Consider the following 23,768-nt stretch of genomic DNA (forward strand, 5'->3'; position numbering starts at 1 on the left):
ACCGACAGCCCAGCCGGCTGCCAGCAGTACCTACCGGCCCTGTCGCGCAACACACGACATCCCAGTGCAGAACCGCGCGCCGAATGGCCCGCCTTTGTACCCACAAACACAATGAGGAATGCGTATGTCTGGCAATCGTGGTGTGGTTTATCTCGGCCCGGGAAAGGTCGAGGTCCAGAACATCCCCTATCCGAAGATGCAGGACCCGCAGGGCAAGCAGATCGACCACGGGGTGATCCTGCGCGTGGTCTCCACCAACATTTGCGGCTCCGACCAGCACATGGTCCGTGGCCGCACCACCGCGCCGCAGGGCCTGGTGCTGGGCCACGAGATCACCGGTGAAGTCGTCGAGATCGGCCGGGGCGTGGAAACCATGAAGATCGGCGATCTGGTCTCGGTGCCCTTCAACGTCGCCTGCGGCCACTGCCGCACCTGCAAGGAGCAGCACACCGGCGTCTGCCTGACGGTCAACCCGGCCCGCGCCGGCGGCGCCTACGGCTATGTCGACATGGGCGGCTGGGTCGGCGGCCAGGCGGAATACGTACTGGTGCCCTACGCCGACTTCAACCTGCTGAAGCTGCCCAACCGCGACGCGGCCATGGAGAAGATCCGCGACCTGACCTGCCTCTCCGACATCCTGCCCACCGGCTATCACGGCGCAGTGACTGCCGGCGTCGGCCCGGGCAGCACTGTCTACATCGCCGGTGCCGGTCCGGTCGGCCTGGCCGCTGCTGCGTCGGCGCGTCTGCTGGGCGCCGCTGTGGTCATCGTCGGCGACGTCAACCCGACCCGCCTGGCCCACGCCAAGGCCCAGGGCTTTGAGATCGCCGACCTGTCCAAGGACACTCCGCTGCACGAGCAGATCGCCGATCTGCTGGGCGAGCCGGAAGTGGACTGCGCGGTCGATGCGGTGGGCTTCGAGGCTCGCGGCCACGGTCATTCGGGTTCGCAGCACGAGGCTCCGGCCACCGTACTGAACTCGCTGATGGGCGTGGTGCGGGTCGCCGGCAAGATCGGTATTCCGGGCCTGTACGTCACCGAGGACCCGGGCGCAGTGGACGACGCCGCCAAGCATGGCGCGCTGAGCATCCGCTTCGGCCTGGGCTGGGCCAAGTCGCACAGCTTCCACACCGGCCAGACCCCGGTGATGAAGTACAACCGCCAGCTGATGCAGGCGATCATGTGGGACCGCATCAAGATCGCCGACATCGTCGGAGTGGAAGTCATCACCCTGGACGACGCGCCGAAAGGCTACGGCGAGTTCGATGCCGGCGTGCCGAAGAAATTCGTCATCGACCCGCACAACCTGTTCCGCGCCGCCTGACGACGCACCTGCTCCACGGCCGTGCTCCCCAGCGCGGCCGTCTCTCCAGGGGAGCCGCAAGGCTCCCTTTTTTTATCCGTTGGAATGCGCTCCTATCAGATACTCCTGCGCTCGGATCGGCCCTCACCCTAACCCTCTCCCAGGGGGAGAGGGGACTGTGCGGTGCAAGATGACACCACAGCGTCAGCCGGCACGATCTACTCGCTCTCCCTGAGGGAGAGGGACTGTGCGGTGCAGGATGAAACCACAGCGTCAGCCGGCACGATCTGCTCCCTCTCCCAGGGGGAGAGCGGACTGTGCGGTGCAGGATGGCACCACAGCGTCAGCCGGCACGATCTGCCCCCTCTCCCTGAGGGAGAGGGGACTGTGCGGTGCAGGATGAAACCACAGCGTCAGCCGGCACGATCTGCTCCCTCTCCCAGGGGAGAGCGGACTGTGCGGTGCAGGATGGCACCACAGCGTCAGCCGGCACGATCTGCCCCCTCTCCCTGAGGGAGAGGGCTGGGGTGAGGGGGAAGCGCAAACGCGGTGCCATCCGGGAAAGGCCGTTGCTCCCACACGAATCAGGGTCTGGGCGCAGGACAGTTGAAGTCGCCTTCCTGGCAGTCGGACAGCGCCTGCAGTTCCTTGATGCGGTTATCGGTCATGGCCTTCAGGCAATTGCTGTAGGCCATCGGGTAACCGGAGCCGCCCTCGACGCTGGACGTCTCGAACTTGCAGCTCAGGTCGCGGTAGTTCAGCCAGGCCTTCTGCGCCGCGGTGAGTGCCTTCTTCTGCCCGGCATCCAGGCGCTGGCGGTACTGCCCGTAGAGATCGTTGAGGCGTTTGTCGCTGGCTTCGAAAGCGGCGCCGATACAAGCGTTGATCTCGCTCTGGGTCTGGGCGTCGGCGCAGTCGGCAGCGGCGTGGGCGAGGGAGGAAAAGGCCAGCAGGCCGAGGGGAAGGAGCAGGAACTTCATGGGGACGCGATCCGTTGTTTTGGATGGAATCCCCACTCTAGCCGCTCGGGCACGAATACGTGGTGGAACGTAGGCCCAAGTTAGACCCAGGACCGGCGGCGGATAACGCCTGGGGCGTTATTCGCCCTACGTGGGGCCGAATCCCTGTCGTAGGGCGAATAACCGCTCGCGGTTATCCGCCGTTTCGTCGCGGGTTCAGCCCAGCAACTTCGCCGCCATCCGCTCCAGCGCCTGGCGCTGGAAGGCGCGGAAGTCCGCGTCCGGCTGCTGGCCTTCGAGCATCGGCAGGAAGGGGTCGACCACTTCGGTGCGCACGCCAACCATTTCCTCGATCACCGCATGACCGCAGAACGGCACGTAGGCTTCCGCGTAACCACCTTCGTGCACCACCACCAGCCGGCCATCGCACAGGCGCTCGGCAGCGTCACGCACCGCAGCGGTCATGAAGCGGAAGGTCTCGCTGTGGGCGAGCATCCGCGCCAGCGGGTCCACGCCGTTGGCGTCGAAGCCGCTGGCGACCACGATCAGCTCGGGCTGGAAGCGCTCCAGCGCCGGCACGATGATGGTTTCCATGGCCACGCGGTAGGCGTCGTCGCCGCTGCCCGGATAGAGCGGCACATTGAGGTTGTAGCCCTTGCCCGCACCTTCGCCGATGTCGTCCACCGCACCGGTGCCGGTGGGGTAGCAGTCGGCCTGGTGGATCGACAGGGTCAGCACATCGTCGCGGCCGTAGAAGATCGCCTCGGTGCCGTTGCCGTGGTGCACGTCCCAGTCGAGCACCGCCACGCGCTGGATGCCGTGGCGCGCCTTGGCCGTCTCCACCGCCACGGCGATGTTCGCCAGGTAGCAGAAGCCCATGCCGCGATCCGGCAGGCAGTGATGACCCGGCGGGCGGGACAGCGCGTAGGCGTTGTCCAACTCACCGCGCAGCACCGCGTCGACGGCGGCGATGGTCAGGCCGGCGGATTGCCGGGCGATGTCGTAGGTGCCATGGCTGACCATGGTTTCCTCGCCCATGTCGCCGTGGCCGGCTTCGCTGTACGCCTTGAAGCGCTCCAGGTAGCTCGCGGGGTGCACGCGCAGCAGGTCTTCCTCGCTGGCCAGCGGCGCGCTGGACATGTGCAGTTGCTGGCTCAGGCCGGAGACGTCCATCAGGCTTTTCAGCCGGCGTTTGCTCTCCGGCGATTCGGCGTGGCCGGCGCCCACCGGAGGCTGCAGCCAGCCGCCGACGGGAAGGATCAAGGCGTGCAGCCCGGTCGCGTGCCAGAAGCAGCGCTCGTCGAAGAAGAACCCGGTACGACGGCTCATGCGCGGGCCGCCTTCAGAGCGCGCTGGCGCTTGCGGCTGAACAGCCAGTAGACCGGCGAGACCACGCCCAGGCCGACGACCCAGGAGATGTCCGCGCCATTCATGGCCTGTGCGGCAGCGCCGGTGTACAGCGCGGTGGACATGAACGGAATCTGCACCAGGATGCCGAGGATGTAGCAGTTCACCGCGGTCCAGTTGAAGGTGCCGTAGATGCCGCCGTCACGGCGGAAGAACGACAGCACGTCGTACTCGCCATGGGCGATCAGGTAGTAGTCGACCAGGTTGATCGCGCTCCAGGGCACCAGCACGTAGAGCAGCAACAGGATGAAGTTGGTGTAGTTGGCCATGAAGTTGTCCTGGCCGAGCAGGGCGATGGTCAGCGAGCCGCCGAACAGCGCCAGGGCGATCACCGCGCGCCAGCCGGCCTTGGCCGACCAGGCGGGAATCAGCGTCTGGCCGACGGTGATGGCCGAGAGCGTGCCGCAGTACAGGTTCATCGAGTTGGTGGCGGCAATGCCGATGGAGAACACCGCGACCATCACGGCGCTGAAGCCGCCGGTCATCTCGATCAGGCCGGCGATGACGTCGCCCTCGCCCACCGACAGACCGACCAGCACGCCCAGCAGCATCGGCAGGATCGAACCCAGGCAGCAGCCCCAGTAGCTGGACCAGAACGCGGTGCGCGAACCGGTGCCCTGCGGCATGTAGCGCGAGTAGTCGGACACGTAGGGCGCGTAGGCCAGCTGCCAGAGCGCGGCGATGGACAGTGCACCGAGGAAGCCGGGGATGTTGTTCTCGTTGCGCTCAAGCAGGTCCGCCGGCAGGCCGTGGACGAACACCAGCCAGACGAAGCTGACCAGCAGCACCGCGCCGGACAACCACGACATCACGCGGGTGTAGCCGTGGATCAGGCGGTAGCCGAACACCGTGGCGATCACGCTGATCGCGCCCACCAGCAGGATGCCGGTGTTGGTGCCGATCACCTCGAAGCGTGCGTGCAGTGCCTGGCCACCGAGCACCAGGTTGGAGGCGAAGAAGCCCAGGTACATGATCACCACCAGGGCGACCACCAGCAGCGAGCCGAAGGAGCCGAACTGGCCGCGGGTCTGCACCATCTGCGGTACGCCCAGCTGCGGGCCCTGGGCCGAGTGCAGGGCCATGAACACGCCGCCCACCAGGTTGCCCAGCACCAGCGCCAGCACGGCGGCGAAGAAGGGCAGTTTGAACACGGTGACCGCCAGGGCTCCGGTGACCACGGTCAACAGCATGATGTTGCTGCCGAACCAGATGGTGAAGAGGTCGCGAGCGCGGCCGTGTCGTTCGTGCGCGGCGATGGGCTGGATGGTGCTCAGCTCCAGCGTCGTCGCCTGGTTTTGCGTCGTTGTCATTGTGTTTCTCACGCGTCGTTGGCAAGGCAGGCCCGGCGCGGACGCCGGGCTCGGATCAGGAATGGATCAAATCAGCGAGCGGCCCAGGCGTTGAAGCGCTGCTCCAGCTCTTCGCTGTGGTCGACCCAGAAGGCGGCGTCTACCGAGCGGGCGCCTTCCAGGTTGGCCGGGGCGGTGGGCAACTGGTCACGCACCTCCGCCGGCAGCAGTCCGAGCGTGCCCTTGTTCACCGGGCCGTAAGGGATGTTCTCGGAGAAGGTCTTCTGGGTTTGCGGCTGGCTGGCGAAGGCGATGAACTTCTCGGCCAGCGCCTTGTTCGGCGTGCCTTTCACCACGGCCCAGTATTCCGGGTCGTACAGGCTGCCCGGCCAGACGATGCCGAGCTTCACGCCTTCCTTCTGCGCGGCGGCGATACGGCCGTTGTAGGCGGCGCTCATCACCACGTCGCCGGCGGCCAGCCACTGCGGCGGCTGCGCGCCGGCTTCCCACCACTGGATGTTCGCTTTGAGTTGGTCGAGCTTGGCGAAGGCGCGGTCGACGCCTTCCTTCGTGCCGAGCACCTTGTAGAGGTCTTCCTGCTTCACGCCGTCGGCCAGCAGGGCGATTTCCAGGGTGTACTTGGCGCCCTTGCGCAGGCCGCGCTTGCCCGGGTATTCGGCGGTGTTCCAGAAATCGGCCCAGGACTGCGGGGCCTTGGCCAGCTTGGCGCTGTTGTAGGCCATGACCATGGACCAGACGTAGGTGGCCACGCCGCATTCACTGAGAGTGCCCGGTACGAATTGCGATTCGGCACCGATGGCAGCCGGGTCGATGCGCTCGAACAGGCCTTCCTCGCAGCCGCGCAGCAGCTCGGGGCTTTCCACCTCGACCACGTCCCAGGTGACTTTGCCGACATCGACCATGGCCTTCACCTTGGCCATCTCGCCGTTGTACTCGCCGGCAACGATCTTGCCGGCGCCACTGGCCTCGAAGGGCTTGAAGTAGGCCTGCTCCTGGGCCGCCTTGGTGGCGCCGCCGAAGGAGATGACGGTGATGCTTTGGGGCCCTGTTGAAGCTTGGGCATTAACGCTGCCGACAGCGGCGGCGAGGGCACAGGTGATGGAGATGCGCGTGAACAAGGACACTTTCATGGAACGACTCCCACAGCCGGATTGGCGTTGTTGTGTTGCTGGGCAGTACCCCCGGCCAGGAGCCGGGCAAAAGGGTTCCATCGCGCGGGCGTCTTTGCGCTCGCGGCGTTGTTGTTGGTGTTCTTTTTTGTAGGAGCGAGGGGGACGCCTAGTCCTTGCTCGTGAAACTTCGGCGCTAGCGGGTTCCCTCTCCCCCCGCCCTCTCCCTGAAGGGAGAGGGAGCTGTTCGTGCCGGCTGACACCTTGGCATCAACCTGCACCGATCCAGTCCCCTCTCCCTTCGGAGCGGGGCGCGCAGCCAGGGTTAGGGAGAGGGGCCCTCAGACCCAGCACAAAAGCTTCGCGAGCAAGGACTAGGCGTCCCCCTCGCTCCTACAGGTCGTGCCTTACAGCACGCCGATTTCCTGAGCCGTGCGATCCACCGCGCGGCGGGTCTTGTCGACCAGCTCGTCGATCTCGGCACGGCCGGCGACCAGCGCCGGGGCCATGATCATGCGGCCGAGGGTGGAGCGGATGATCACGCCTTCCTCGAAGCCGATGGTGCGGCAGCGCCAGGCGATGTCGTTCTCGTTGTCGAAGCGCTTGCGGGTGGCCTTGTCCTCGACGAACTGCAGCGCGGCGACGAAGCCGGTGCCCTGGATGTCGCCCACCAGCGGGTGGTTGCCGAAGACTTCGCGCAGGCACTGCTGCAGGTACGGGCCGGTGTCGTTCTTCACCGCATTCACCCAACCCTCGTCACGCAGCGCGCGCAGGTTGGCAACCGCCACCGCTGCCGCCACCGGATGGCCGGAGTAGGTCAGGCCGTGGGCGAACACGCCGCCCTCTTCCACCAGCGCCTGGGCGATGCGCTTGCTCAGCACCAGGCCGCCCATGGGGATGTAGCCGGAAGTCAGGCCCTTGGCTATGGACAGGGTGTCGGGCTGGAAGCCGAAGTGCTGGTGGGCGAACCACTCGCCAGTACGGCCGAAGCCGCCGATCACTTCGTCGGCGCACAGCAGTACGTCGTACTGACGGCAGATGCGCTGGATTTCCGGCCAGTAGCTTTCCGGCGGGAAGATCATGCCGCCGGCGCCCTGGAACGGCTCGGCGATGAAGCCGGCAACGTTGTCGGCGCCCAGTTCGAGGATCTTCTCTTCCAGCTGCAGCGCGCAGCGACGGCCGAACTCGGCCGGGGTCAGGTCACCGCCGGCAGCGAAGAAGTAGGGTTCGTCGATGTGCGCGATGTCCGGGATCAGGCCGCCCATCTCGTGCATGAACTTCATGCCGCCCAGAGCGGTGGCCGCCAGGGTGGAGCCGTGGTAACCGTTCCAGCGGCCGATCATGATCTTCTTCTGCGGCTTGCCTTCGATCTGCCAGAAGCGGCGCACGGTACGGATCAGCACCTCGTTGGCCTCGGAGCCGGAGTTGGTGTAGATCGCGTGGCTGTAGTGGTCGGGCAGCAGGCTGAAGAGCGTCTCGGAGAGTTCGATCACCGCCGGGTGGGTGGTGTGGAAGAACATGTTGTAGTACGGCAGCTCGTCCAGCTGGGCGGTGGCGGCGGCGGTCAGGTCCTTGCGGCCGTAGCCCAGGTTGGTGCACCACAGGCCGGACATGCCGTCCAGGTAACGGTTGCCGTCGTTGTCCCAGAGGTGCAGGCCTTCGCCACGCACCATCACGCGCGGGCCTTCGGCGTTCAGCGCCTTCTGGTCGAGGAAGGCATGGATGTGGTGGGCCGCATCGGCTTTCTGGTATTCACGGGTGTCGCGCGGGGCGCGGGTCTTGTCGGTCATCGACGTTCTCCTCTATCCCTCGGCGGTGCTCCGGCAGCCGGCCTGAGGGGTCTTCAGGGGATCGAGGGCGACGGACTTACCTGGGCAGTCTCACCGGCCGTCTCGAGCGGTTCGGTTAGGAATTCGGGTGTTGCTCAGGCGCCGGGTTTGATCCCGGCGGCCTGTCTTGCATTTAGTCGCGCAGCTGGAACCAGGTGGTCTTCAGCTGGGTGTACTTGTCGAACGAGTGCAGCGAGAGGTCGCGGCCAAAGCCGGACTGCTTGCCGCCACCGAACGGAATCGCCGGGTCCAGCGCGTCCACGGTGTTTACCGACACGGTACCGGCATTGAGCTTGCGAGCCACGCGGTGGGCGCGGTGCAGGTCGTCGCTCCACAGGGAGGCGGCGAGGCCGTAGATGCTGTCGTTGGCCAGGCGCACGGCTTCCTCTTCACTGTCGAAGGGGATGACTGCAAGCACCGGGCCGAACACTTCGTCGCGGGCCAGGGACTGTTCCGGGCGCACGCCGGTGAAGATGGTCGGTTCGATGAAGTTGTCCGAGCCGTTGAAGCTCAGCTGGCGACCGCCGCAAGCGAGCTGCGCGCCGTCGCTCTGGGCGCGGTCGATGCAGGCCATGATGCCGGCGGTCTGCTTGTTATCGACGATGGCGCCAGCACGGCTGGCCGGGTCCAGCGGGTCGCCCGGCGTCCAGTCGCGGGCCTTGGCGATCAGGCGTTCGACGAACTCGTCGTGGATCGAACGCTCGACCAGCAGGCGCGAGTTGGCCGAGCAGACTTCGCCCTGGTTGAAGAAGATGCCGAAGGCGGCTTTTTCAGCGGCGAGGTCGAGGTCGCGGCAGTCGGCGAACACCAGGTTCGGGCTCTTGCCGCCGCACTCCAGCCAGACCTGCTTGAGGTTGGACTGTGCGGAATATTGCATGAAGTACTTGCCGACCTGGGTCGAGCCGGTGAACACCAGGGCGTCCACATCCGGGTGCAGGCCCAGCGCCTTGCCGGCGGTTTCGCCCAGGCCCGGCACGACGTTCAGCACGCCTTCGGGGATACCGGCTTCCAGCGCCAGCTCGGCCAGGCGCAGGGCGGAGAACGGCGACTGCTCGGCGGGCTTGAGCACCACGGAGTTGCCGGCGGCCAGCGCGGGCGCCAGCTTCCAGGCGGCCATGTCGAGCGGGAAGTTCCACGGCACCACGGCGCCGATCACGCCCAGCGGCGTGCGGGTGATGGTGGCGAGGGCGTTCTGCGCAGTCGGCGCGACCTGGTCGTAGAGCTTGTCGAGGCTTTCGGCGTACCAGGAGAACACGCCAGCGGCGCCGGGCACGTCGATGTTCCAGGCGTCCATCACCGGCTTGCCCATGTTCAGGGTGTCGAGCAGGGCCAGTTCGTCGCGGTTGGCCATCATCAGCTCGGCGAGCTTCTGCAGCACAGCCTTGCGCTCACGCGGCGCCATGCGCGCCCAGGGGCCGGTCTCGAAGGCCTGGCGGGCGACACGCACGGCGGCGTCGATCTCGGCCGCGCCACAGGCGGCGACATTGACCAGCAGGCGGTTGGTCGCCGGGTCGATGGACGCGAAGGTGGTGCCGTCCTGTGCCGCGACACGGCGGCCGCCGATCAGCGCGCTGTCGATGAAGGTCTGCCGGGCAGCACGCTGCCGCCAATCGTTGAGCTCGTACACCAGGGCACTCCGTAGAGGATCGTTGTTGTTGGAATGTGGATTGGATGGTCGCCCAAGGCCTTGCCAAGGAAAATTATTAAATTTGTCTTCGGGGTATATGAAAAAGCTGGGCAGCCTCGCACCACTTTGGCTCGCGCCGCCCACCCATGGTGCCCAGGCGCGCACCGCTCTGGGCCGTGATTTCAACGGGTAAGAGCGGTGTAAAGCTCGGGCCGGCGGCAAGGCAGGTAAGGGAAAGTGTCGGCCTGGCGGGCACGCTGCTGCGGGTCCAGATCGACGATCAACAGGCTCTCTGCGGGCCCGGCCGCAGCCAGGCGCTCGCCGTCCGGCGCGACGATGCAGGAGCCGCCGAGGAAGGCCAGCCCATCCTCCACGCCACAGTGGTTGCAGTAGGCGACGAACAACTGGTTCTCCACCGCCCGCGCCGGGACGATCACGCCCGGAACCGCGCCGTACTCCGGCGTCAGCGCGGTGGGGATGAGGATCAGCCCGGCGCCGTTCAGCGCGTGGGTGCGCACCGCCTCGGGGTACTCGACGTCGAAGCAGATCAGCAGGCCGATACGCCAGCCGGCATAGTCGAACGGGGCTTCCAGCACATCGCCAGCGCTGAACACGTCGCGCTCCATGGCACCGAACAGGTGCGCCTTGCGGTAGTGCCCGATGGCAGCGCCGGATGGGCCGATCACCTGCACCGAGTTGTACGGCTTGCCGCCCTGCCGGTGGCGTTCGGCGTAGCCGTAGGCGATGGCCAGCCCGAAGCGCTGCGCCAGCTCGCCTATACGCCGGGCGGATGGCCCGTCCGCCGCTTCGGCCAGCTCGTTCATCCGCTGCGGAACGTTGTAGCCGCCCAGCCACAGCTCCGGGCAGAGCAGCAGCTGCGCGCCGGCAGCAGCGGCCGCGCTGGCCTGGCGCTCCAGTTGGTCGAGGTTGCCGGCGACGTCGCCGGGAAGTCCGCAGGTCTGCCACAGGGCCATGCGCATGGGCTTTACTCCAGTCCGCGTGTACGGGTTTTGCAGGGTGCATTTCGGGTTTCAGCGGAGTATGCCCGTGCCCGGCGGGTCGCAGCAGGCGGCCAAGGCCATGAAAAATGTGGTCCCCGGCGAGGAAAATCTTCGCCATGTGCAGCGCCCGCGAGGCCGCGCAACACGGTATCTTGTTCAAAAAAGCATCAACGAGGCGTGCAGTGGCTTCCTATACCTTGCGGCAACTGAAGTATTTCGTGACCACCGTGGAGTGCGGCAGCGTGGCTGAAGCCTCGCGCAAGCTGTACATCGCGCAACCGTCCATCTCCACGGCGATCAAGGGCCTGGAAGAGAGCTTCGGCGTGCAGTTGTTCATCCGCCACCACGCCCAGGGCGTGTCGCTCACTCCCAGCGGCGCGCGCTTCTACCGCAAGGCGCAGGAGCTGCTGCGCATGGCCCACGAGTTCGAGCAGAACGCCCTGGCGGACAACGACGTGGTCGCCGGGCAGATCGACATCGGCTGCTTCGAGACCGTCGCCCCGCTCTACCTGCCGCGCCTGATCTCGGGCTTCCGCGAACGCTATCCGGGCGTGGAAATCCGCATCAGCGACGGCGAGCAGCAGGAACTGGTGCAAGGCCTCACCGCCGGCCGCTTCGACCTGGCACTGCTCTACGAACACGACCTCGACGCCACCATCTCCACCGACCCGTTGATGCCCGCCCAGCGCCCCTACGCGCTGCTGCCGGAGAACCACCGCTTCGCCAAGCAGGACAAGGTGTCCTTGCGCGACCTGGTGCTGGAGCCGATGATCCTGCTGGACGTGCAGCCCAGCCGCACCTACTTCGTGCGCATCTTCGAGGAACTGGGGCTGAACCCGCACATCGCCTTCAGCTCGCCGTCGATCGAGATGGTCCGTGGCATGGTCGGCCAGGGCTTCGGCTTCTCTCTGCTGGTCACCCGTCCACATTCCGAGTGCACCTACGACGGCAAGAAGGTGGTGACGGTGGATGTCGCCGAAGAAGTCAGCACCTCCGGCCTGGTCGCCGCCTGGCTCAAGCGCGCCCAGCTGACCAAGCCGGCGCAGCTGTTCGTCGATTTCGCGCGGGAGGAGTTGAGCGGGAAGCACTGAGGTTGCTGTTCGTAGGAGCGAGCTTGCTCGCGAACAAACCCCGGCTCGGCGGCCTGCCCTCACCCTAACCCTCTCCCAGAGGGAGAGGGGACTGTTCGGCGCCGGCTGAAAGCCCAATGCTCGCCGGCTGGCTCCAAATTCCACCGATGCAGAGGACCGCCCCCTCTCCCTCCGGGAGAGGGCTGGGGTGAGGGAAACGCCCGAGTACCAGACGCCCCTCCCGTCACTCCCCGTGCCCCTCCCCGACATCCGGCGTTACAATCCCGCCTCCTTTCGTTTTCGTTGTCCCATCTCCCCCATGCTCATCTGGAAAGAGCGCGCGCAGCGCCTGATCGCCCTCTTCGGTTTCTGCTCCGGGGTGTTCAGCTTCGTCATGGTCGACCGCCACCGCGCCGGTTTCGCCCGCGCCATGGCCATCGTCATGCTGGTCAGCTGGATCTGGCTGATGCTGGAAAACCTGCTCACCAAGCGCTTCAAGAGCCGCTTCGGCTGGGAAGTACCGCCAGGCCTGCTGCGCTACGCGACCCAGTTGATCCACCAGGAAAGCCTGTTCTTCTGCCTGCCGTTCTTCTTCGTCACCACCACCTGGAACAGCGGCCAGGCGCTGTTCACCGGCGTGCTGACACTGGCGGGGCTCGCCGCGATCACCGACCCGATCTACTACAAGTGGCTGTCGGTGCGGCGCTGGACCTTCCTCGGCTACCACACCCTGACGCTGTTCGCGGTGCTGCTCACCGCGCTGCCGATCATCCTCCACCTGAGCACCCCGCAGAGCTACGAGGCGGCGCTGGGAATCGCCGTGCTGCTGTCGTTCCCGAGCCTCGCGGTGACGGTGAAGATCCACAAATGGTGGCGCTGGTTCGCCCTGATCGGCCTGACCCTGTCCATCGGCGCGGTGGGCTGGTTCGCCCGCGCCTGGGTGCCGCCGTCGACCCTGTGGATGACCGAGATGGCGGTGACCGAGAGCTTCGACAACGCCCAGCGCACTCCCGGCGACAGCCTGGAGACGGTCAGCGTCGCGCAGATCAAGAGCCAGGGTCTCTACGCCTACACCGCGATCAACGCTCCGCGCGGGCTGAACGAGCGCATCTATCACGCCTGGCGCAAGGACGGCCAGGAAGTCGACCGCATCGCCCTGGACATCAAGGGCGGCCGCGAGGCCGGCTACCGCGCCTGGACGCACAAGCAGAACTTCCCCAACGACCCGAGCGGCAAGTGGCAGGTGCAGGTGCTCACCGAGGCTGGCCAGGTGATCGGCACGCTGAGGTTCGAGGTCACGCCCTGACCGCTCGGTATCCTTGACCCGCCTCGGCGCTTTCCTCTACATAGAGCCTCTCCCGAGAACAAAAAGCGCCGAGAGAGTCATGACCGATACCGCCTTGCATCCGTTCGACCGCGCCGTGGCCCTGCAACCCGTTGCTGGCCAAGCCAACCTCTACGAAGGCCACACCAGCCAGGACTACTGGAACATGGTCGGCCCCTTCGGCGGCGTGACCGCCGCAGTGCTGCTGCAAGGCGCGCTGCGTCACCCGCAGCTGCTCGGCAGCCCGGTTTCGCTGACGGTGAACTACGCCGCGGCGGTCGTGGCCGGCGCCTTCCAGGTCGAAGCCATCCCGGTGCGCACCAACCGCTCCACCCAGCACTGGCTGCTGCAACTGACCCAGGCCGATGAAACCGGCGAGCAGCAGGTCACCACCACTGCCACCCTGGTCACCGCGCTGCGCCGCGAGACCTGGAGCCTAACCGACCTGCCCTTCCCCAGCCTCGCCCCGGCCAGCGACTTCGAGCCAATGAGCCCGGCCGCCAAAGGCGTGGCCTGGCCCAAGCAGTACGAGATGCGCCCGGTCTCCGGCGCCTTCCCGACCAAATGGGACGGCACTGGCGAGACCAGCCGCAGCCAACTGTGGCTGCGCGACGCCCAGGCTCGACCGCTGGACTTCCTGTCCCTCGTGGCGGTGAGCGACATCTTCTACCCGCGCGTCTGGCTGCGCCGCGCCACGCCGGTACCGGCCGGCACCGTGTCGATCACCACCTACTTCCACACCGACGCCGCGCAACTGGCGGAGGTCGGCACCGGCTACCTGCTGGGCGACGCCCGCGCCCAGGAATTCCGCAACGGCTTCTTCGACCAGAGCGCCCAGCTGTGGAGCGAGTCCGGCGCGCTGCTGGCGACCAGCAACCAGATCGTTTACTACAAGGAATGACCTGACTTCGTCGCGGCGCCTTTCCCCTCACCCCAGCCCTCTCCCCCAGGAGAGGGAGCCGTCCGGTGCATCGACAAGCTACTGCGCCAGTTGGTAAGCACCGTCATTTCGGCGCATGCCGAACAGTCCCCTCTCCCCCTGGGAGAGGGTTAGGGTGAGGGGCGTCGTAGACGCATAAAAAAGCCCGGCACTTGGCCGGGCTTTTTTATATCTGCGCAGAAGGCTCAAACCTTGCGCACGAACTCCGACTTCAGCTTCATCGCGCCGATGCCGTCGATCTTGCAGTCGATGTCGTGGTCGCCATCCACCAGGCGGATGTTCTTCACCTTGGTGCCGACCTTCACCACCAGGGACGAGCCCTTGACCTTGAGGTCCTTGATCACGGTGACGGTGTCGCCGTCCTGCAGCAGGTTGCCCACCGAATCCTTGATCACGCGGGCATCGCTGTCGCTCTCGCCGGAGCCGTCGGCGGACCACTCATGGGCGCACTCGGGACAGACCAGCTGGGCGCCGTCTTCGTAGGTGTATTCGGAGTTGCATTTGGGGCAGGGCGGCAGCTGGCTCACGGCGGTTCTCACAGTGGAAACGGTAAAAAGACCGCAGAGTATATAAGGTTTCTCGTCTTCCCGCTGGGCACGCAGGCAAGGCACAAGGCCAGCAGCGTTACAAAAGCGTAAGAATCCATCGTTATAACAGGCGGCCACTTCGATAAGAAAAGGACGCCACGCCATGCTGCACAAGCCCTCTCCGCTCGCGCTGAGTATCGCCGTCGTTCTGGCGAGCCTGGCCGCCGAAACCGCCAATGCCGTTCCGGTATCGCCCATCATCAGCGACGCGCAGACCAGCGGCCGCACCCTGGCCAACCAGGACACCCTGACGGTCACCAGCACCGGCAGCCTGGTCACCAGCGGCAAGAGCCTCGACCTCAAGGGCGCAGCCACCGGCAGCGGCGTGGTCATCGATAACAGCGGCCTGCTGCAGTCCACCACCGGCCGCGTGGTCGACACTTCCGGCAGCGACAGCACCACGCGCTTCTACCAGATCATCAACCGCGAAGGCGGCCGGATCGTCGGCTACGACGACGCCATCCGCATGAACAACCCGTTCAGCGCCGGCAGTCTGCTGATCGACAACGCCGGCAGCATCACCTCGGCCACCGGCCAGGCGCTGGACCTGGACAAGCTGCAGAGCGCTGCGACCACCACGATCATCAACCGCGCCAGCGGGGTCATCCACAGCGACGGCAACGACGCGATTCGCCCCGGCGGCAATGCGAGCATCACCAACTATGGCGAGATCAGCAGCTCGGACATGATCACCGCCGACACCAAGAACGACGGCATCGATTTCCAGGGCGCCGCGGGCGGCCATGTGGAAAACCACGGTCTGATCAGCGGCGGCCGCCACGGCATCACCACCGATGTGGGCGCTACCCTGATCAACTACCAAGACGGCGTGATCATCGGCCGCAACGGCTCGGGCTTCGGCTCCGACGGCGATGGCACGGTGATCAACTACGGGCGCATCAGCGGCGCCTACAACGGCCTGGTGCCGGACGGCGACGGCGATGGCGTGGACATCGACTACACCGGCCACATCGAGAACCACGGCATCATCGAAGGCCTCGGCGCAGCCGGCTCGAAAGACGGCTCGCCCAACGGCAGCGAAGGCATCGCCATGGGCGGCGGCACCATCATCAACTACGCCGGCGCCATTATCCGCAGCGTCGACCGCGGCATCCTGGTCGACGATGGCAACGGCAACAGCGGCTTCAGCTCCACCACCCTGGAAAACCACGGCACGATTTCCGGTGAATCCCTGTCCGGCGTCACCTTCTCAGGCGACCTCGACGACACCGTGATCAACGACGGCCTGATCCACGGCGGCAACGGCATCGCGCTGGAAATGGGCGGCGGCAACGACAGCCTGACGCTGCTCTCCGGCAGCCGCTTCGAAGGCCTGGTGGATGGCGGCACCGGCCGCGATACCGTCACCCTCGACGACGCCGCCGGCGGCAGCTTCGGCAACAGCCAGAACTTCGAGTGGCTGGATGTGAAAAAAGGCAGCTGGACCCTCTCCAGCAGCAACGACTTCAGCGAAGGCGGCGAAGTCTTCAGCGGCGCCAGCCTGACCAACACCGGCAGCATTCTCGGCACCCTGCAGATCGACCAGGGTGCCACTTACTCGGGCAACGGCAGCGTCGGCGGCCTTAACGTCGCCGGCACCCTGATCGCCTCTCCGGCCCAGGGCGCCGCACACGTCACCGGCAACCTGAACCTGCAAAGCGGCTCGACCCTGTCCTTCGGCGTGGAGCCCAGCGGCGCCCACGCCACCGTGCAAGTCGACGGCAAGACCAGCATCGATGGCTCGCACCTCGCCGTGCAGGCCGGCAGCGGCAACTGGCCGTGGCAGAGCAGCGTGCAGGTCATCAGCTCCACGGGCGGCGTCAGTGGCCAGTTCGCCGACGTGAAGAGCAACTTCGCCTTCCTCACCCCGACCCTGAGCTACAGCGTCAACAGCGTCGACCTGCAACTGACCCGCAACGACGTGCAGTTCGGCGATCTGGCCAGCAGCAGTAACGGCCGCAACGCCGGCGCCGCGCTGCAGAGCCAGAACGGCGGCGCGCTCTACAACGCGCTGGTCACCAGCGATGCGGGCAACGCCACCGCTGCCCTGGAGCAGTTGGCCGGCGCCAGCAACGCCAGCCTCGCCGCCGCGACCATCGCCGGCAGCCAGCAGGTCGGTGGCGCCATGCTCAACGCCGTACGCCAGCTGGGCAGCAGCAGTCTGCTGGCAGCCACCGAGCGCGGCGACACACCGATGCTCGCCGCCACCGGCGTACCGAACGAAGCGCGCAACCTGAACGACCCGAACGCCGCCGGCCGCCTGTGGGTGCAGGGCATCGGCAGCCACGGCAAGCTCGACGAGCACGACAACAACGGCGACCTGCAGCAGAACACCGGCGGCACCCTGCTCGGCGCCGACTGGGCGGTGACCCCGGACTGCCGCCTGGGCGTACTCGGCGGCTATTCGCACACCGATCTGGATGGCAGCGGTGGCGTTTCCGGCGACATCGACAGCTGGCACCTGGGCGCCTACGCGCTGCACCAGAACGGCCCGCTGGCGGTGCGTCTGGGGGCGGCCTACAGCAGCCATGACGGCGAGAGCAAACGCCGGGTCGAATTCGACGGTTTCAGCGATCGTCCCAAAGGCGACTACGACGCCGACAGCTGGCAGGCCTTCGCCGAGACCGGCTACGCCATGGGCAGCGGCCGCCTGAGCGCCGAACCCTACGCGCGCCTGGACTACCAGCGCTATGAACGCGACTCCTACAACGAGAAAGGCGGCGCCGCCGCGCTGCACGTCGACTCCCAGGACCAGGACAACCTGAGCAGCACCCTCGGCCTGCGCATCGCCCGCCTGGACACCCTGAGCAACGGCATGAGCTTCACCCCGCGCCTGGGGCTGGGTTGGCGCCACACCTTCGGCGACATCGACAGCGAAACCCGCCAGTCCTTCATTGCCGGCGGCGACGCCTTCAGCGTCCAGGGCACCGCGCTGGACCGCAACAGCCTGCTGCTGGACGTCGGCTTCGACGTCGGTGTCTCGGCGCGCAACACCGTGGGCATCGGCTACAGCGGCCAGATGGGCAGCAACGCGCAGAACCACGCATTGATCGCCCAGTGGCAGATGGCGTTCTGATCCGTTGAACTGCGCTGAAAGAAGCCCGGCAATTGCCGGGCTTCTTTCGTTTACCTGGCTGAACCTGCGAACCAGGGCGGCCAAAGTCGGGGCGTGGCAGGGATGGCGTCGCACTACTTTCGGAATTGTCAGCGACGAATTCGGAAGGAGGCGCCTACCGGATGCAAGCGGGAACCGAAAACATCGCGGGCCTCGGTCGCCAATCTGGGCGGCCGAACCCTGCCAACCGCTGAACAAGAGCAAACCATGAAGAAAATCTGCCTCCTCCTCTCCCTTTGCGCCACTCTCGCTGCCTGCGACAAGAAAGAAGAACACGCCACCCAGGCCAGCGCCCCGGCACCCGCAGCCACCAGCGCCCCTGCCCAACCCGCCGCACAACCGCAGCAATCCGCTGCCGCACCGCAAGCCAACGCTTCTGCTCTGCCCAAGGAGTGCGATGACTATGTCGCCCGCGTGAAGGCGTGCGTGGCCAAGTCTGGCGCAGCGGCTTCCGCACAATTCGAAAAGTCCCTGGAACTGGCCCAGGCGCAGTGGAACGCGGTGCCCGACAAATCTCAGCTGGCGCCGTCCTGCACCGCGGCGAACGAGCAGTTCGGCCAGGTCGCGTCGATGCTCAAGTGCGAGTGATGGTGAGTCGTCCATCACTGGACGACAGGTAAGACCTCTGGCCGCCGTTCGCGCGGCCAGAACTAAGGCGCGGGTTGCAGCTGGCTGAGATACGCCGTCAGCGCCGTGATGTCCTCATCGCTGAGCAGCGCCGCCACACCCAACATGGGCGATCCGGCCCGGCTCGGATCCTTGTCGCGGTAACGCTGCAGCGCGTGGGTCAGGTACACCCGGGGCTGCCCGGCGATACGCGGAAAACCGTCATGCCCCAGCGCAGCCGGGCCATGGCAGGTTACGCAGACCGTGGCGAAACGCTGCGCGCCCTGCTCCACCAGCGTCTTGTCCAACACCGTGGCCTCGGCTTTCGGCTGGACCTTCTGCTGGCTGAAATAGAAAGCGACGTTCACCCGCTCCTGGAGCGTCAGCAACTTGGCCGCCTGGTTCATCACGAAGTCGGTACGCTCGCCGGAAACGTATTTCTCGAAGGCATCGAAGAGGTACTGCGGGTTCTGCCCGGCGAGGTTGGGAATGTAGTCGCGCTTGCTGTTGCCATCCTTGCCGTGGCACTTGCTGCACAGCAGGATGCGATCCTCCGCCGCCGCATAGGCCTGTTCGCGCTTGGCAGGGTCTTTCTCCAGAGCGGCGAGCCGATCCATCATCTCCGATGACTGACCCCATGCCTGGGCGCTCGCGCACAGCAGCACCCACAACAGAACGACTCTCCCCATCACCGCACCCTGGTCAGTTTTCCCAGCATCGACGCTAATGGGTTTCTGAAGGAAATTTCCGACGCAGATCAAGCAAACGCGCCGTCGGATGAAAACCCTGCGGGCAAAAAAAAGGGGGAGCATCGTGCTCCCCCGTGGGACTGAACCTTAAAGACCCGTCTGTCCTTGGTCAGCCTTCAATTTCAACCAGGATCTCACCGGGGTTGACCCGGTCGCCCTTGGCTACGTGGATGGCCTTCACGGTGCCGGCGATGCCCGCCTGCACCTCGGTTTCCATCTTCATCGCTTCGGTAATCAGCACGGCCTGGCCGGCCTTCACCTTGTCGCCTTCCTTCACCAGCACATCGACGATGTTGCCCGGCATGGTGGTGCTGACATGGCCCGGCTCGCTGGCGTGCTTGCGCTTGTTGCCGCCACCGCCAACGAACTCGTTGAGCGGCTCGAACACCACTTCCTCGGGCATGCCATCCACCGACAGGTAGAAGTGGCGCTTGCCATCGGTCTTCACGCCGACGCCGGTGATGTCCACGCGGTAGCTCTCGCCGTGTACGTCGACCACGAACTCGGTCGGCACGCCCTCACCGCCGGCAGCAGCGACGCCCTTGCCATTGGGAATCGGCAGCAGCTCTTCGGGTTTCAGCGTGCCGGCGGCGCGCTCCTCGAGGAACTTGCGGCCGATGTCCGGGAACATGGCGTAGGTCAGCACGTCCTCTTCAGACTTGGCCACGCTGCCGATCTCTTCGCGCAGCTTGTTCAGCTCCGGCTTGATCAGATCGGCCGGGCGGACGTCGATGACTTCCTCGTTGCCGATGGCCTGGCGGCGCAGTTGCTCGTTGATCTTGCCCGGCGCCTTGCCGTAACGGCCCTGCAGGTAGAGCTTCACCTCGTTGGTGATGGTCTTGTAGCGCTCACCGGCGAGTACGTTGAAGAACGCCTGGGTGCCGACGATCTGCGAGGTCGGGGTGACCAGGGGCGGGAAGCCGAGGTCTTCGCGCACGCGGGGGATTTCCGCGAGCACTTCGGCCATGCGGTTCAGCGCACCCTGTTCCTTGAGCTGGTTGGCCAGGTTGGAAATCATCCCGCCCGGCACCTGGTTGACCTGCACGCGGGTGTCCACGCCGGTGAACTCGCTCTCGAACTGGTGGTACTTCTTGCGCACGGCGTGGAAGTACATGCCGATTTCCTGGATCAGTTCCAGGTCCAGGCCGGTATCGAACGGGGTGTCGCGCAGGGCGGCGACCATGGATTCGGTGCCCGGATGGCTGGTGCCCCAGGCCATGCTGGAGATGGCGGTATCGATGCGATCGGCGCCGTTCTCGACAGCTTTCAGCTGGCACATGCTGGCCACGCCGGCGGTGTCATGGGAGTGCACCACCACGTCCAGCGGCAGCGCCTCTTTCAACGCCTTGACCAGTTGGCCGGTGGCATACGGAGTCAGCAGGCCGGCCATGTCCTTGATGGCGATGGAGTCCACGCCCATGTCGGCCATGGCCTTGCCCTGGGCGACGAAGGCGTCGATGGTGTGCACCGGGCTGGTGGTATAGGCGATGGTGCCCTGGGCGTGCTTGCCGGCGGCCTTCACCGCCTCGATGGAAACGCGCAGGTTACGCACGTCGTTCATCGCGTCGAAGATGCGGAACACGTCGATGCCGTTGACCGCCGCCTTGGCGACGAAGGCACGTACCACGTCGTCGCTGTAGTGGCGGTAGCCCAGCAGGTTCTGCCCGCGCAGGAGCATCTGCAGGCGGGTGTTGGGCAGCGCGGCCTTGAGCTTGCGCAGGCGCTCCCACGGGTCTTCCTTGAGGAAGCGCACGCAGGCGTCGAAGGTGGCGCCGCCCCAGACTTCCAGCGACCAGTAGCCGACCTTGTCGAGCTTGTCGCAGATGGGAAGCATGTCCTCGGTGCGCATCCGGGTCGCCAGCAGCGACTGGTGGGCGTCGCGCAGGATGGTATCGGTGACGGTGACTTTCTTGGCAACGGTCATGTACGTGATCCTCACAGGCCAGCGTGGGCGGCAATGGCGGTAGCGATGGCGATGGCCAGGTGCGACGGGGTGCGTTTGATGGAGTACTGGGTCAGTTCCGGGTGGCTTTCGACGAAGCTGGTGTTGAACTGGCCGTTACGGAATTCCGGGTTCTTGAGGATTTCCTGGTAGTAGGCAGCGGTGGTCTTCACGCCCTGCACGCGCATGTCGTCCAGCGCACGCAGGCCGCGGTCCAGCGCCTCTTCCCAGGTCAGCGCCCAGACCACCAGCTTCAGGCACATCGAGTCGTAGTACGGCGGGATGGTGTAGCCGGTGTAGATCGCCGTGTCGGTGCGCACGCCGGGGCCGCCGGGCGCGTAGTAGCGGGTGATCTTGCCGAAGGACGGCAGGAAGTTGTTCTTCGGGTCTTCGGCGTTGATGCGGAACTGCAACGCGAAGCCGCGGTGGATGATGTCTTCCTGCTTCACGGACAGCGGCAGGCCCGACGCGACGCGAATCTGCTCGCGGACGATGTCGATGCCGGTGATTTCCTCGGTGATGGTGTGTTCCACCTGCACGCGGGTGTTCATCTCCATGAAGTACACCTCGCCATCGGCGAGCAGGAACTCCACGGTGCCGGCGTTCTCGTAGCCCACGGCCTTGGCCGCGCGCACCGACAGGTCGCCGATGTAGGCGCGCTGCTCGGGGGTCAGCTGCGGGCTGGGGGCGATCTCGATGAGCTTCTGGTTGCGGCGCTGGATCGAACAGTCGCGCTCGAACAGGTGCACGGTATTGCCGAAGGAGTCGGCGAGAATCTGCGCCTCGATGTGCTTGGGATTGACGATGCACTTCTCGAGGAAGACTTCCGCGCTGCCGAAAGCCTTGGTGGCCTCGGAGATCACGCGGGGGAAGTTCTGCTCCAGCTCTTCGCGGCTGTTGCAGCGGCGGATGCCGCGGCCGCCACCGCCGGAGGTGGCCTTGAGCATCACCGGGTAGCCGATGCGCTCGGCTTCGGACAAGGCTTCGGCCAGGTCGGCGACGTTGCCTTCGGTACCGGGAGTGCAGGGCACGCCGGCGGCGATCATGCTGCGCCGCGCCTCGGTCTTGTCGCCCATGCGGCGGATGACTTCCGCGGACGGGCCGATGAACTTGATCCCGCGCTCGGCGCAGATATCGGCCAGTTCAGCGTTCTCGGAGAGGAAGCCGTAGCCGGGGTGCAGGGCGTCGCAACCGGTTTCCACGGCCAGGTTCACCAGGGCGCGCGGATTGAGGTAACCCGCCAGCGGATCGGCTCCCAGGCTGTGGGCTTCGTCGGCGCGCTTGACGTGCAGGGCGTGACGGTCGGCATCGGAATAGACGGCCACCGAACGGATGCCCATCTCGGCGCAGGCGCGCACGATCCGGACAGCGATCTCCCCACGGTTGGCGATCAGGATTTTCTTGATCACTGCGGCTTTCCCTCGGCCCGGGCCTTGTGGACCCCGGCGTAAAGACCAATCGGCAGCCCCGTTACAGGTAGCTGGATTCTCTTGTGGATATTCGTGGCCGGAGCGGGTTCCGGCGTGTTTTTACCCTAGCGCGGGAGGGAGGATTAACCAAAATCAATAATTATTGGGGTAGCCATAAAGAATGCTTTATAGTCGATCGAAAATGTCGCGATCAGGTCGAGTTCTATGCGTAAGTCATTGATGCGTATGACCCTTCGCCAACTGCAGGTTTTCCGTGCGGTGTGCGAAAGCCGTTCCTACAGTCGCGCCGCGGAGGAAATGGCCCTGACTCAGCCGGCGGTCAGCCTGCAGATTCGCCAGCTCGAAGAACTGGTCGGCCAACCGCTGTTCGAGTACATCGGCAAGAAGCTCTACCAGACCGACGCCGCCGACGCACTGCTGCGTGCCACCACCGACATCTTCCAGCGCCTTGAGGTGCTGGACATGAATCTCTCCGACCTCAAGGGTTCGCTGCAGGGCCAGCTGCGCCTGGCGGTGGAATCCAGCGCCAAGTACATCACCCCGCACCTGTTCGCCGCGTTCCACGCGCAGCACCCGGACGTCAGCCTGAACCTCACGGTGGTCAACCGCGCCCAGGTGATCAAGCGCCTGTCGGACAACCGCGACGACCTGGTGATCATGTCCCTGGTGCCCCAGGACATGGCGCTGGAATTCCTGCCCTTCCTGAACAACCCGATCGTTGCCGTGGCGCCGCCGGACCATCCGCTGTGCAATGCCGCGAAGCTTTCGCTGAAGGACCTGGAACCCTATCCGCTGCTGATCCGCGAGCCCGGCTCGGGTACGCGCAAGGCCTGCGAGGAACACTTCCAGCAGAAACGCGCGCACTTCGCGCAGACGCTGGAGTTCGCCTCGCTGGAGGGATCACGGGAAGGGGTATTGGCGGGACTCGGATTGGCACTGTTGCCGCGCCACGCGGTGAGCCGCGAACTGCAGTCCGGGCTGCTGCACGAGCTGCCGGTGGAAGAGCTGCCGCTCTACCGCAGCTGGTGTCTGGTGCACGCCCGCGGCAAGCGCCTGAGCCCGGTGGCCCAGGCGTTCGTCGCCTTCATCCGTGAAGAGCGGGCCTTGATCAGCCAGCTTGCCGAACGCTTCGCCGGCCCGCCTTCGCCGAAGTGAGGTAGGCGGCGGCGATCAGATCGGGGAAATCAGAGGTTTCGAGGGCGAGGCGCTGGGCTTCCACGCGGTCCTCGATGGCGCGGCGGAACTGCATGCGCCGCTGGTCTTCAATCTTGCGGCGAGTCTTGGCGTCCAGTTGCTGCTGGGTGTCGTCGATATGGCGGGGCATCTCGCATCTCCCAAGGCCGGGGGGCTGGAGACGCCAGCATGCTGACGACGGATGACCGTTTGACGACGTGGCAGTGAAGCGGTGGTGACGCCGACGAGCGGTTGGCGGGGGCCTTTCCGGGAGGTCCGTGTGGCGG

At 65.9% G+C, this 23,768-nt stretch carries 19 protein-coding genes; 7 read left to right on the top strand and 12 right to left on the bottom strand.

Going from position 1 to position 23,768, the window contains the following annotated elements; translation table 11 throughout:
• Nucleotides 1-124: 124 nt before the first annotated feature.
• Entirely contained in the window at nt 125-1,324 is a 1,200-nt protein-coding gene (gene fdhA / locus JVX91_RS04630; RefSeq protein WP_205338225.1) for a formaldehyde dehydrogenase, glutathione-independent, read from the top strand.
• Between the two features lie 563 nt (nt 1,325-1,887).
• On the opposite strand, the gene JVX91_RS04635 is transcribed toward fdhA, so the two are convergent.
• The 7 genes from JVX91_RS04635 to JVX91_RS04665 form a co-directional block, all read right to left on the bottom strand.
• On the bottom strand, nt 1,888-2,283 hold the full coding sequence (locus JVX91_RS04635) for a lysozyme inhibitor LprI family protein (RefSeq protein WP_205338226.1): 396 nt from the start codon (nt 2,281-2,283) through the stop codon (nt 1,888-1,890).
• Nucleotides 2,284-2,478: 195 nt separating this feature from the next.
• Entirely contained in the window at nt 2,479-3,591 is a 1,113-nt protein-coding gene (locus JVX91_RS04640; protein ID WP_205338227.1) for a class II histone deacetylase, read from the bottom strand.
• Nucleotides 3,588-4,979 carry a cytosine permease gene (locus JVX91_RS04645; RefSeq protein ID WP_205338228.1) on the bottom strand — a complete coding sequence of 464 codons (1,392 nt, stop codon included), beginning with the start codon at nt 4,977-4,979 and terminating at the stop codon, nt 3,588-3,590. Before JVX91_RS04645 ends, JVX91_RS04640 begins: the two co-directional genes overlap by 4 nt.
• 71 nt (nt 4,980-5,050) lie before the next feature.
• A complete protein-coding gene (locus JVX91_RS04650; RefSeq protein ID WP_205338229.1) occupies nt 5,051-6,109 on the bottom strand; it encodes an ABC transporter substrate-binding protein in 1,059 nt (352 codons plus the stop codon).
• Nucleotides 6,110-6,495: 386 nt separating this feature from the next.
• Nucleotides 6,496-7,878, bottom strand: coding sequence for an aspartate aminotransferase family protein (locus JVX91_RS04655; protein ID WP_205338230.1), 1,383 nt, complete (start codon nt 7,876-7,878; stop codon nt 6,496-6,498).
• A gap of 172 nt (nt 7,879-8,050) precedes the next feature.
• On the bottom strand, nt 8,051-9,544 hold the full coding sequence (locus JVX91_RS04660; RefSeq protein ID WP_205338231.1) for an aldehyde dehydrogenase: 1,494 nt from the start codon (nt 9,542-9,544) through the stop codon (nt 8,051-8,053).
• Nucleotides 9,545-9,726: 182 nt separating this feature from the next.
• A complete protein-coding gene (locus JVX91_RS04665; protein ID WP_205338232.1) occupies nt 9,727-10,524 on the bottom strand; it encodes a carbon-nitrogen hydrolase family protein in 798 nt (265 codons plus the stop codon).
• Nucleotides 10,525-10,727: 203 nt separating this feature from the next.
• Between JVX91_RS04665 and JVX91_RS04670 the strand changes: the two genes are divergently transcribed.
• From JVX91_RS04670 to JVX91_RS04680, 3 genes are all read left to right on the top strand, one after another.
• Complete coding sequence (locus JVX91_RS04670) at nt 10,728-11,636, top strand: LysR substrate-binding domain-containing protein (RefSeq protein ID WP_192435430.1); 909 nt, start codon at nt 10,728-10,730, stop codon at nt 11,634-11,636.
• 298 nt (nt 11,637-11,934) lie between these two features.
• Entirely contained in the window at nt 11,935-12,921 is a 987-nt protein-coding gene (locus JVX91_RS04675) for a DUF5924 family protein (RefSeq protein ID WP_205338233.1), read from the top strand.
• A gap of 79 nt (nt 12,922-13,000) precedes the next feature.
• Entirely contained in the window at nt 13,001-13,840 is an 840-nt protein-coding gene (locus tag JVX91_RS04680; RefSeq protein WP_205338234.1) for a thioesterase family protein, read from the top strand.
• 224 nt (nt 13,841-14,064) lie between these two features.
• Here JVX91_RS04680 and JVX91_RS04685 read toward each other — a convergent pair whose 3' ends face one another.
• Nucleotides 14,065-14,406, bottom strand: coding sequence for a zinc ribbon domain-containing protein YjdM (locus JVX91_RS04685; protein WP_205338235.1), 342 nt, complete (start codon nt 14,404-14,406; stop codon nt 14,065-14,067).
• A 163-nt stretch (nt 14,407-14,569) separates the two neighbouring features.
• Here JVX91_RS04685 and JVX91_RS04690 point away from each other — a divergent pair, with 163 nt between their 5' ends.
• Both JVX91_RS04690 and JVX91_RS04695 read left to right on the top strand, forming a co-directional pair.
• Nucleotides 14,570-17,542, top strand: coding sequence for an autotransporter outer membrane beta-barrel domain-containing protein (locus tag JVX91_RS04690; protein ID WP_205338236.1), 2,973 nt, complete (start codon nt 14,570-14,572; stop codon nt 17,540-17,542).
• Nucleotides 17,543-17,788: 246 nt separating this feature from the next.
• The gene (locus JVX91_RS04695) at nt 17,789-18,169 is read left to right on the top strand and encodes a hypothetical protein (protein ID WP_205338237.1); all 381 of its coding nucleotides are present in this window, start codon (nt 17,789-17,791) and stop codon (nt 18,167-18,169) included.
• Between the two features lie 62 nt (nt 18,170-18,231).
• Here JVX91_RS04695 and JVX91_RS04700 read toward each other — a convergent pair whose 3' ends face one another.
• The 3 genes from JVX91_RS04700 to JVX91_RS04710 form a co-directional block, all read right to left on the bottom strand.
• Nucleotides 18,232-18,876 carry a c-type cytochrome gene (locus JVX91_RS04700; protein ID WP_345890279.1) on the bottom strand — a complete coding sequence of 215 codons (645 nt, stop codon included), beginning with the start codon at nt 18,874-18,876 and terminating at the stop codon, nt 18,232-18,234.
• Between the two features lie 169 nt (nt 18,877-19,045).
• Nucleotides 19,046-20,860 carry a sodium-extruding oxaloacetate decarboxylase subunit alpha gene (gene oadA, locus JVX91_RS04705; RefSeq protein ID WP_205338238.1) on the bottom strand — a complete coding sequence of 605 codons (1,815 nt, stop codon included), beginning with the start codon at nt 20,858-20,860 and terminating at the stop codon, nt 19,046-19,048.
• Between the two features lie 11 nt (nt 20,861-20,871).
• Nucleotides 20,872-22,287 carry an acetyl-CoA carboxylase biotin carboxylase subunit gene (locus JVX91_RS04710; RefSeq protein ID WP_024766119.1) on the bottom strand — a complete coding sequence of 472 codons (1,416 nt, stop codon included), beginning with the start codon at nt 22,285-22,287 and terminating at the stop codon, nt 20,872-20,874.
• Between the two features lie 240 nt (nt 22,288-22,527).
• Between JVX91_RS04710 and JVX91_RS04715 the strand changes: the two genes are divergently transcribed.
• Nucleotides 22,528-23,463 carry a LysR family transcriptional regulator gene (locus JVX91_RS04715; protein WP_139092869.1) on the top strand — a complete coding sequence of 312 codons (936 nt, stop codon included), beginning with the start codon at nt 22,528-22,530 and terminating at the stop codon, nt 23,461-23,463.
• Here the strand turns inward: JVX91_RS04715 and JVX91_RS04720 are convergent.
• Nucleotides 23,417-23,632, bottom strand: coding sequence for a transcriptional regulator (locus tag JVX91_RS04720; protein ID WP_205338239.1), 216 nt, complete (start codon nt 23,630-23,632; stop codon nt 23,417-23,419). The genes JVX91_RS04715 and JVX91_RS04720 overlap by 47 nt on opposite strands.
• Between the last annotated feature and the right edge of the window lie 136 nt (nt 23,633-23,768).

Source organism: Pseudomonas sp. PDNC002 (assembly GCF_016919445.1).
GTDB lineage: Bacteria > Pseudomonadota > Gammaproteobacteria > Pseudomonadales > Pseudomonadaceae > Pseudomonas.

Excerpts from the sequence above, each read along its gene's own strand:
- JVX91_RS04720 (WP_205338239.1), bottom strand. The coding sequence starts at position 23,632 with ATGCCCCGCCATATCGACGACACCCAGCAGCAACTGGACGCCAAGACT.
- JVX91_RS04680 (WP_205338234.1), top strand. The coding sequence starts at position 13,001 with ATGACCGATACCGCCTTGCATCCGTTCGACCGCGCCGTGGCCCTGCAA.
- JVX91_RS04675 (WP_205338233.1), top strand. The coding sequence starts at position 11,935 with ATGCTCATCTGGAAAGAGCGCGCGCAGCGCCTGATCGCCCTCTTCGGT.
- JVX91_RS04665 (WP_205338232.1), bottom strand. The coding sequence starts at position 10,524 with ATGCGCATGGCCCTGTGGCAGACCTGCGGACTTCCCGGCGACGTCGCC.
- oadA (WP_205338238.1), bottom strand. The coding sequence starts at position 20,860 with ATGACCGTTGCCAAGAAAGTCACCGTCACCGATACCATCCTGCGCGAC.
- fdhA (WP_205338225.1), top strand. The coding sequence starts at position 125 with ATGTCTGGCAATCGTGGTGTGGTTTATCTCGGCCCGGGAAAGGTCGAG.
- JVX91_RS04715 (WP_139092869.1), top strand. The coding sequence starts at position 22,528 with ATGCGTATGACCCTTCGCCAACTGCAGGTTTTCCGTGCGGTGTGCGAA.
- JVX91_RS04695 (WP_205338237.1), top strand. The coding sequence starts at position 17,789 with ATGAAGAAAATCTGCCTCCTCCTCTCCCTTTGCGCCACTCTCGCTGCC.
- JVX91_RS04690 (WP_205338236.1), top strand. The coding sequence starts at position 14,570 with ATGCTGCACAAGCCCTCTCCGCTCGCGCTGAGTATCGCCGTCGTTCTG.
- JVX91_RS04650 (WP_205338229.1), bottom strand. The coding sequence starts at position 6,109 with ATGAAAGTGTCCTTGTTCACGCGCATCTCCATCACCTGTGCCCTCGCC.
- JVX91_RS04640 (WP_205338227.1), bottom strand. The coding sequence starts at position 3,591 with ATGAGCCGTCGTACCGGGTTCTTCTTCGACGAGCGCTGCTTCTGGCAC.
- JVX91_RS04635 (WP_205338226.1), bottom strand. The coding sequence starts at position 2,283 with ATGAAGTTCCTGCTCCTTCCCCTCGGCCTGCTGGCCTTTTCCTCCCTC.
- JVX91_RS04645 (WP_205338228.1), bottom strand. The coding sequence starts at position 4,979 with ATGACAACGACGCAAAACCAGGCGACGACGCTGGAGCTGAGCACCATC.
- JVX91_RS04700 (WP_345890279.1), bottom strand. The coding sequence starts at position 18,876 with ATGGGGAGAGTCGTTCTGTTGTGGGTGCTGCTGTGCGCGAGCGCCCAG.
- JVX91_RS04655 (WP_205338230.1), bottom strand. The coding sequence starts at position 7,878 with ATGACCGACAAGACCCGCGCCCCGCGCGACACCCGTGAATACCAGAAA.